At 56.5% G+C, this 8,402-nt stretch carries 8 protein-coding genes; 7 read left to right on the plus strand and 1 reads right to left on the minus strand.

What is annotated here, in order from left to right; translation table 11 throughout:
• Positions 1-105 precede the first annotated feature (105 nt).
• The 4 genes from G3O00_RS21035 (at position 106) to G3O00_RS21050 (ending at position 6,079) form a co-directional block, all read left to right on the plus strand.
• On the plus strand, positions 106-786 hold the full coding sequence (locus G3O00_RS21035) for a response regulator (RefSeq protein ID WP_011355366.1): 681 nt from the start codon (positions 106-108) through the stop codon (positions 784-786).
• A gap of 181 nt (positions 787-967) precedes the next feature.
• Positions 968-2,374, plus strand: a complete 1,407-nt coding sequence (locus G3O00_RS21040) for a sensor histidine kinase (protein ID WP_206144202.1) — start codon at positions 968-970, stop codon at positions 2,372-2,374.
• A 572-nt stretch (positions 2,375-2,946) separates the two neighbouring features.
• Positions 2,947-5,520: a hypothetical protein gene (locus tag G3O00_RS21045; RefSeq protein WP_206144203.1), complete on the plus strand. Its 2,574-nt coding sequence runs from the start codon at positions 2,947-2,949 to the stop codon at positions 5,518-5,520.
• Positions 5,450-6,079 carry a hypothetical protein gene (locus G3O00_RS21050; protein WP_206144204.1) on the plus strand — a complete coding sequence of 210 codons (630 nt, stop codon included), beginning with the start codon at positions 5,450-5,452 and terminating at the stop codon, positions 6,077-6,079. Before G3O00_RS21045 ends, G3O00_RS21050 begins: the two co-directional genes overlap by 71 nt.
• A 53-nt stretch (positions 6,080-6,132) precedes the next feature.
• On the opposite strand, the gene G3O00_RS21055 is transcribed toward G3O00_RS21050, so the two are convergent.
• Positions 6,133-6,312, minus strand: a complete 180-nt coding sequence (locus G3O00_RS21055) for a hypothetical protein (protein ID WP_206144205.1) — start codon at positions 6,310-6,312, stop codon at positions 6,133-6,135.
• Positions 6,313-6,391: 79 nt separating this feature from the next.
• Between G3O00_RS21055 and G3O00_RS21060 the strand changes: the two genes are divergently transcribed.
• The 3 genes from G3O00_RS21060 (at position 6,392) to G3O00_RS21070 (ending at position 8,295) form a co-directional block, all read left to right on the plus strand.
• Positions 6,392-7,033: a hypothetical protein gene (locus G3O00_RS21060; RefSeq protein ID WP_206144206.1), complete on the plus strand. Its 642-nt coding sequence runs from the start codon at positions 6,392-6,394 to the stop codon at positions 7,031-7,033.
• Positions 7,034-7,090: 57 nt separating this feature from the next.
• Positions 7,091-7,540, plus strand: coding sequence for a hypothetical protein (locus G3O00_RS21065; protein WP_206144207.1), 450 nt, complete (start codon positions 7,091-7,093; stop codon positions 7,538-7,540).
• Positions 7,541-7,836: 296 nt separating this feature from the next.
• Positions 7,837-8,295, plus strand: coding sequence for a hypothetical protein (locus tag G3O00_RS21070; protein ID WP_206144208.1), 459 nt, complete (start codon positions 7,837-7,839; stop codon positions 8,293-8,295).
• Positions 8,296-8,402 lie beyond the last annotated feature (107 nt).

The raw sequence follows: 8,402 nt of genomic DNA on the forward strand, positions 1-8,402 counted from the left end.
CTTATTTGCGCCTGCGCGGGCGGCGCAACCCGTGTTTCCGCGAGGCGTCGCGATGGAAAGGATCATGTAATGTAGCGGCCTGTCGCTGACCTTACCGGAATCCCCATGCGTGTGCTGCTCGTCGAAGACAATCCGAACCTCGCCCAGTCGCTGAACGACGCGCTGAGCGCGGCGCGCTTCGCGGTCGATCACATGGCGGACGGCGAGGCGGCCGACCACGTGCTGCGCACGCAGGATTACGCGCTGGTGATTCTCGATCTCGGGCTGCCGAAGCTCGACGGGCTGGAAGTGCTGCGGCGGCTGCGCGCGCGGCGCAATCCGGTGCCGGTGCTGATCCTGACCGCGCACGGGTCGGTCGAGGATCGCGTGAAAGGGCTCGATCTCGGCGCCGACGACTATCTCGCGAAGCCGTTCGAACTGACCGAACTGGAGGCGCGCGCCCGCGCGCTGATCCGCCGCAGCCTCGGCCACGAGCATTCGCGGGTCGAATGCGGGCCGCTTTCGTATGACAGTATCGACCGCAGCTTCCATCTCGCGGGCGAGCCGCTGTCGCTCACGCCGCGCGAGCGCTCGGTGCTCGAGGTGCTGATCCTGCGCAACGGCCGTGCGATCAACAAGGAAACGCTGTCGGAGAAGATCTTCGGGCTCGACGAGTCGGTGAATGCCGATGCGATCGAGATCTACGTGTACCGGCTGCGCAAGAAGCTCGAGAACACGGGCATCGCGATCGTCACGCTGCGCGGGCTCGGTTATCTGCTGGAAGCGAAGGCGGAGACGGCGGAATGAACCGCTGCCGCGCCCGCGATCTTTGCACGGGACCGGTGTACGCGTCGACGCGCTACGCCGGATCGACATGTTCGGGGCCCGCCAACGATACGCATGCCATTCACGGCCGGCCGCGCGGGCGCGGAGCGGTGCGCCGTGCATGCTCCGCCACGCCCCACGGGGCGGCCTGGCGGGGGGGCGCATGACGCGCCCGAACCTGCGCACGCAGGTCGCGCTGTGGCTGCTGCTGCCGCTGCTCGGCCTGCTCGCGCTCGACTCGTGGCTCACGTACCAGCGCGCGATGAGCGCAGCGCACGTCGCGTTCGACCGCACGTTGTCGTCGTCGCTGAAGTCGATCCGCGAAGGTGTTCGGCTCAACGACGGCGAGATCGAGGTCGACCTGCCGTATCTCGCGCTCGAAATGCTCGAATCGAGCGACGGCGGCAAGATCTATTACCTGATCTGCGAGGACAACGGCCACACGATCACCGGCTACCCGGACCTGCCGCTGCCGCAAGGGCGCGATGCGGGCGACGGCGCGCTGTTCGTCACGCGTTACTACGACGTCGTCTATCGCGGCGAGCAGTTGCGGATGGCCGCGCTGCGCATCCCGGTGCACGACGTGCCGACCGCGCAGTCGCGCATCGTGTGGGTGATGGTCGGCGAGACGATCGAGGCGCGCCAGGCGCTTGCGCGTGAAATCCTGGTCGGGTCGCTGCTGCAGGAAGGATTGCTCGTCGTGCTGGCGCTCGGCATCGTGTGGCTTGGCGTCGGGCGGGGGCTGCGGCCGCTGAACCGGCTGTCGGCGACGGTCGCCGCGCGCAGCGAGGACGACACGACACCGCTCGATACCGGCGCGGTGCCGAGCGAACTCGCGCCGCTCGTCGAGTCGATCAACCAGTACATCGGTCGTACGCAGCGGATGCAGGTCGCAAGGCGCCGCTTTTTCGCGGACGCGGCCCATCAACTGAAGACACCGCTCGCAGCCGTGCAGGCCGGCGTCGAGCTTGCGCTGCGGCCCGACGAGCAGCCGCGCGCGAACGGGCACCTGCGGCGCGCGAACGGTGCGGTGCGGCAGGCCGCGAAGATCGTCCAGCAGCTGCTGTCGCTGTCGCGGCTCGATTCGGACAGCGGCCATGCGGTCGCGCACAAGCCGGTCGCGCTGCACCGGCTCGCGCGCAGCGTGACGCTCGACTGGTCGCCGGTTGCCCGCGCCCGTGACATCGATCTCGGTTTCGAGCACGAGGCTGATATCGACGTACACGGGCAGTCCGACCTGCTCGGCGAGATGGTCGGCAACCTGATCGACAACGCGATTCGCTATGCGGGCGATCGCGCGGTGATCACGGTGCGCGTGTCGCGCGACGGCGAGCATGCGCGGCTCGACGTCATCGACAACGGGCCGGGCATTCCGGCGGACGAGCGCGACGCGGTGTTCGAGCGCTTCCATCGCGGCAGCAAGACGCAGACGGTCGAAGGGACGGGACTCGGGCTGTCGATCGTGCGCGAGATCGCGCGGGTGCATCAGGGCAGCGTGACGCTGGCCGATGCGGTGGGTGGCGGGTTGGTCGTGACGATCTGGTTGCCGGCGGCAGATGGGAATGGCTGACGAGGTGCGCGGCGGGATCCGCTGAAGTTCAACTGCGTTCCGACAGAATGGGCCTGAGTGCAATTGCAACGGCTATCTGAATTGAGTTGGTTCGCCGATTGCGGGAGAACTGACATTTCGTCTGCGCTGCCGGGAACAGCATTGTCAAATTCCGCGTGTCTCCTTCGGTTATTGGGTGCGCCAATCGGGGAAAGTTGCGTGTCTAGATCCTGAGTAATCCAGAGTACTTGGCGCCGATTCCGAACTTCACCCGCATTGCAGGGTATTTTGGGTTCTTTGAGACCCGCGTGTACGTCATCCGAAGAAAAAAACCACTTCCAAATTTCGGATTCGTCTCATGGACATTCTGTACCTCGGCGGCGAACCTCTCACTTCGCGCGATTCGGGTAGCGCTATCACGCTGAGCGATAGCGGCATTACCTCAACGCTGCGCTAACGCAATTCAAAGGTCGGATGGCTGAAGGCGGTGCCGGTCACGGCAATCCCTTCGGTATTGATCGCCAACCGCTGGCCGATCGGTCGATTGCTCCCGACGACATGCCACTTAGCGAACTGAGTTTGTGGAGCCGCTTATGCTTATCAGCTTCCCCTTCCTGGGCACCCCTCAACCGAAAACCGACGACGACAGGAACGACGGAACCTTTGGCCTCGGCGAAAAGAGCGGCAAAGGCAGCTTCCCCGTCAGCCATCAGTTCGGCTGGCATGGCGGTGTGCATCTAGTCGCGCCAGGCCCCGATGCGAATCCGGAACCGGTGCGCGCCATTGCCGACGGCGAGGTCGTGTTCGCGCGCGCCTGCGCTGCCAAGCCGAAGCAGAACCCTACCGAGCAAGAGCGCGACGCTTACCCGTTGCTCTACTACGCCGGCTGGACCAGCAATGGTGTGGTGATCATCAAGCACCAGACTGAAATCGGCGAAGGTGTCGAGGTCGTCTTCTATTCGATCTACCAGCACCTGAAGAGCATGGCGATCAATTCGGCCACCAAGGCAGCGTGGACGAAGGGCGACAAGATCTATCGCAAAGACCCAATTGGCCAGGCAGGTGAGATCTACGGCAGGCCAAACCGCATCCATTTCGAAATCGTTGCGGACAAAGCGAACGTAGAGAAGCTGATGGCCCGTAGCCAAGGCAAGCTGCAAGCCTCCGAGGGACGACGCAACTGCGTCTGGGGCGACATCCATATCGTGTTGCCTGCAGGTACGCCTATGTACGCGGTCAACCCGCGTACCGAAACCAGGAACTATGTCGTGCGTGCCTTCGATTCCGCGGTGGGTGCCGCCAACGATACGCTCGAAAGTGTTGCGCAACGGTTCCGGACGACACCCGAGCGCATCCTGAAGCTCAACGGCAAGACCGCAGCACAGGCTGGTACGTGGTGGCCGAGAGTCACCGGTGCATATCAGGCAGCCATGAAGCCCGCGCCGCAATCAGGCAAGAAGGCGCCGCCCCCACCCACCGTCGCACAACGGACCATTCGCGTACCAGCGGTCTATGGGGCCGCGGCCGCCACGCCGCCCGATGATCTGACCGCCGAAGCATGGGCGCAATGGACTGTACGACCCATCGGTCAAACGAAGGAGGTGCTTAACATTGCGCTGAGCGAAGCGCGAGGCACTATCACCGTGACAACGCGTGATGCTGTGGGTGATCGGCGTGGTAGCGTCGAAGAAGCAGCGGGCGGTTACAACCTCTACAAGACCGCGACAGACACCTACCCCGGATGCCCCAGTGCCGGCTACGAGATGCTGCGCTTCGGTCGAATCCTGGGGCCCGACGCGCCGGCCGCCACAGATCTGCATGAGGGTCGCCTGCCGCATTTCCGCAAGGTTGCTATCGACGGTGGTGTCACCGCCTACGTGGATCTCAATCGTATCGGCACGAAGGTCTATAGCGACGCCGACTTCCCGCACTGGCTGGGTTGGACATTTATTGACGACGATGCCGACGGCAACAGCCGCTGCGACTCAAGGCAACTGCTCGACCTGATCGAGCCGATGTCGCCAGCGCCCGATACAGCCGTGATTGACGCTGCCACCCGACACCGCAACCGGCTGATCCTTGCCTATGCCAAGACGCAGACTGGCGAATTGCGTGACCGACTCACCTACTGTGTGGTCAAGATGCCCACCGAGTGGGCGCTTGACGATTTCGACAAACGCTGGGGCTGGCTGAAGGGTGCTGATGGGGGGAGTCCGGTCGGCAATATCGTGTTTCCGATGTGTCTCGGTGAGCCTGCATACGAGAGGCTCAAGCGCCATCATCAGGCATTGGCATTTTGGGACGATGCAGTGAAGGACGGGCTCGAGCTAGATAAAGAGCATCATCACTTTCATCCGATTAGTTTTATTAAAACGCTTGGGAAATGCGGTTGGATAAGCGTGAACGAATTGTTGGTGCTCTTGTCGTCGGCTCCAGAAAAGGGAAGGCAAAGGGCACTGTCGCTGAGAGTGACGATGAATTATGCGTTGACAAAATACATGATTAACAATTCGGTGTTGAGGAAGATTCATTTTTTGGCTCAGGTAGGTATTGAAACCGGATGGTGGCAGTATCGTGAAGAGCTCGGAAGTGAGCGATATTTTAGAACAATGTATGAGGTGATTACCCCCATTGAGGCTGGCGAGGATTACGATCGTGCGGTTTTGCTCGGCCGAAATCTTCCATCGGGTCGTCGTCCGATTGAATTGCCAAATCCCGGGCCAAAGCAGAAACCAACGATTAATAGGGGTGAGTACGTATCGACTCGGCCGTCGCAAGTTTTGCTGAAGGCTTCTGGAATGGACAACGGGATTGCAAATTCCTCAAAAGGTGGTATTGCCGGAGACGGTGCTCGATTCCGCGGGCGTGGATTTTTGCAAGTTACTGGGCGGAGAAATTATGTAAGTTATGGGGGATATAGAGGGAGAAATTTTTTAACCGATCAAAATAGTAGTCTTCTTGCAAGTGATGACTATAATTCATGTGATGCTTCCGGTTTCTACTGGGTGAGGGAGAAGATCTCCCTCTATTGTGATCGTGGCAATGGTCCGGAAGTCGTTACTCAGGTTGGTTCGGTGGTGAATCGAGGAACCCCCAATGGAACACCGTTGGAAAAAGATCTTCGGCAGTCGTCCTTTTCAAATATTTGGAAGGAAGCGCGAGAGTAGAGCAAGGGGAGTTGTTTTTATCTTGATGTTGCTGTTCTTGCGGATCGGGAGCGTATTCGGATCATGTTTGGATGGCATCGGGGTCGACGGTTATGGGTTGATTGAGTGTAAGAGATGTCCTGATTCCACGGTGTCGATCTTTGCTGTCCCGGGTCGGAGTGGAAAGAATGATGCATTTGATTTTATGCCATTTTATGTGGCAATTTTTAAGAGCGGGATTGAGTCGTTGCTTCCGCTTGCCGTGGATGGAAACTGGGCCTCACTCTTAGACAGCTCTCTGATATATAAAAATATGATCGACGAGCGTAGCAATCTGAACGAGCAGGCAACAAGAAAGCTGTCGATGCCGGGCTGGAGTGTGGTTGGCGAGGTCTTTGTCTATCACGCGAACACCTCCCAGATTGGCATGATCGTGGTTTGTGCTAGAGCATCAAGAAATTTATCGGGGATTCATGTTGCTGTGTACCAATGTAGTTCACTTTATGAGGAGGATGTGAGAAATTTCAAAAGAGCTCTTCGTTATGTGGAGAGGCAACGGAATCGAATCATCGTCGACTAGCGAGCGAAGCTGAGCGAGACTATGTTTTGATGACGCATTTAGACAATGCGTTATCAAAAAGCGGTGTGGACTTCTACCTTGTCGATCCCAGGCGCGCCTTGTGCATTAGGGTAAGTTTCTTCGTTGTTCCAAGACTCAGTGAAATCATCCCTTGTGGAATTTATCCTGGGGTGGAGGTTTGTTATTTTAAAAATATGTTCATAATGCGGCGGAATTCGCTTGGGGGCGATCATTCATGCGCCTGAGGCTTGTATTTATTTGAAAATTCTCAAGCGATGATCTACAAGCGTTCCGAAGGAGGGGCATGTGAGAGTGCCTTTGTCTGTCGTCGTTTTCTTGATTGCATTGGTGTTGGGTTGCACGAGCGGAGCAGTATTTGGCGACTCAATATTTTGGGCAAACGAACTCAATAAACAATGTGAGCTTCGAGGCGTAGGTTCTTGTCGCTTTACTATCGAAGGCCAATCTGAACTTGAGGAATATCGTCTTGGCTACGGGCGGGAAGAGTATGCAGCGTATTTCACGCAGTTGCCTGGTATTCGGCCTACTGCTGCGATAACACTGACACGTGGCTGTGCGAGTGATGACAACGGCGATGTCGATGGTGCCATGGCCTTAAGCAATAACATCGCCAATTCCTCGCGATTCGGACATTGGTCGCTGTCGAAGCGGGCTGCTCAACAGAGGGAGCCGAAGCTTGTCGTCACGACTCTGACGAACGGAACTACCCGTGGCTACGTCTTGATGGCGATTCCAGACAAAATCGCCTCGCAAGGTAGCTTGGGCTTCTGCGTTACCGACCAACAACAGGTCTTGTGCGGCGGTGCATCCCTCTCAGCCCATTTGTTGCACGGAAGGGCGAAAAGATCGCTTGTGGATCTGATACAGGGGATCAAGCTTGTTCCTTCCCGGAGGGTTGGTGCAACAGAGGTCTGCCAGATTCCCAAACGATAGTGGCGTGTAACAATTCTTATCCAAGGACTATCAAGTGAAGGAGGTGATTTAATAATTATGAAATATTTGATATGTCAGATCGTATTTGGCTTGATTGCTTGCGTTAATAATCGATATGTGTTGACGCACGATGAAAGAAAAGATGCGCCAGCCATTGTGGATCACTCTGATGTCATGCCTGCCGGTATGCAACGCTATGTTATTTTCATGCATGACTGCACTATTGCATTTGTTGCGAGAACAGGTGGAAGTGCTCGGGGCTATATGGAGGGTGGCAGCGCGTATGGGGATTTTTCATTGATTAATCATGCTCCGAAAAAATCATTGAATTTTGGATTGAGTTGCCAAAAAGGGGGCGCGGCTGACCTTTGTTCGAAACTACTTCCTGTTGAAAATGTTGAAAGTATTCGCTATTACAACATACGTCGCCTGGAGAAGCTACATCCGTCTTATTTTGGAGTTGCGCAAATTTCGTCATTTCCTCTTAACAGCTTTCAACCCGGTTAGGTGCGGGAGCTGGATCTTTGCTTAGGGGATGGCTTACGTACACTACGTACCGACAGAGGAGGTATAGAGCTCGGTTACGATTCTCGTGATATTTCTGAGACGGTGGGAAAAAATCTTCAGAGTTCTTCGGAGAGAGCTCTTCCTGAAGTGCTTGAAATCATTCGTTCGATCCGCTTTGTGTCCTCCGATGAGGAGATGGATGAGGGGCGTACTTTTGTTCCGAGGGTGGGTGATTTAATTATGTGACGCGAAATCGCGCGATATGTGGAAATTTTACTTTTATTTCGAGTAATTTAATGAAAGATAATTTCTCTAACCTTTGCGGTGCAATGCTTCTTGTTGTGCTGTTGTCGTCGCTGTCGACATCGTCCTTGGCTTCGAAGGGCTGCATGCACAGCGATTCAAAAGAAGTTCACATAGCACGATCAAAGGAGAATGGCTCGGTAGTAAAAGTCGATTATTGTTGGAGGGGTGATGCTGGTGACGTTGTCATTGGTTTGAGAACAGATAAAATCCATCAGGAATATATATTTCCTGTTGATAATGAGGTGTATTCAATAGATATCGACTCGTTTATTGATTTGACAGGTAAGGGTGGGCGTGATCTCGGAATAGCAAATGGTAACGGAAGGTCCGGGGGAGGGGTGTGGTACTGGATTTTTGACAGGAAATCAAGATCATACAGATTTGTTGGAGAGGCGCCAATGCTTCGGCAATCAAGGGCAAAGAATGGACTGACCTGCCCCCGGTTTTAGTCCGGACTGCAGTTAGAGTCCAAGGTTAAAAACTGCTGCTTTGCATCGTGCGCCAAGGCGAACTGCACCGGCGTCAGATAGCCGAGTGAGCTATGAGGCCGCTCGGT

The sequence above is a fragment of the Burkholderia sp. Ac-20384 genome, assembly GCF_017104605.1.
Classification (GTDB): Bacteria; Pseudomonadota; Gammaproteobacteria; order Burkholderiales; family Burkholderiaceae; genus Burkholderia; species Burkholderia lata.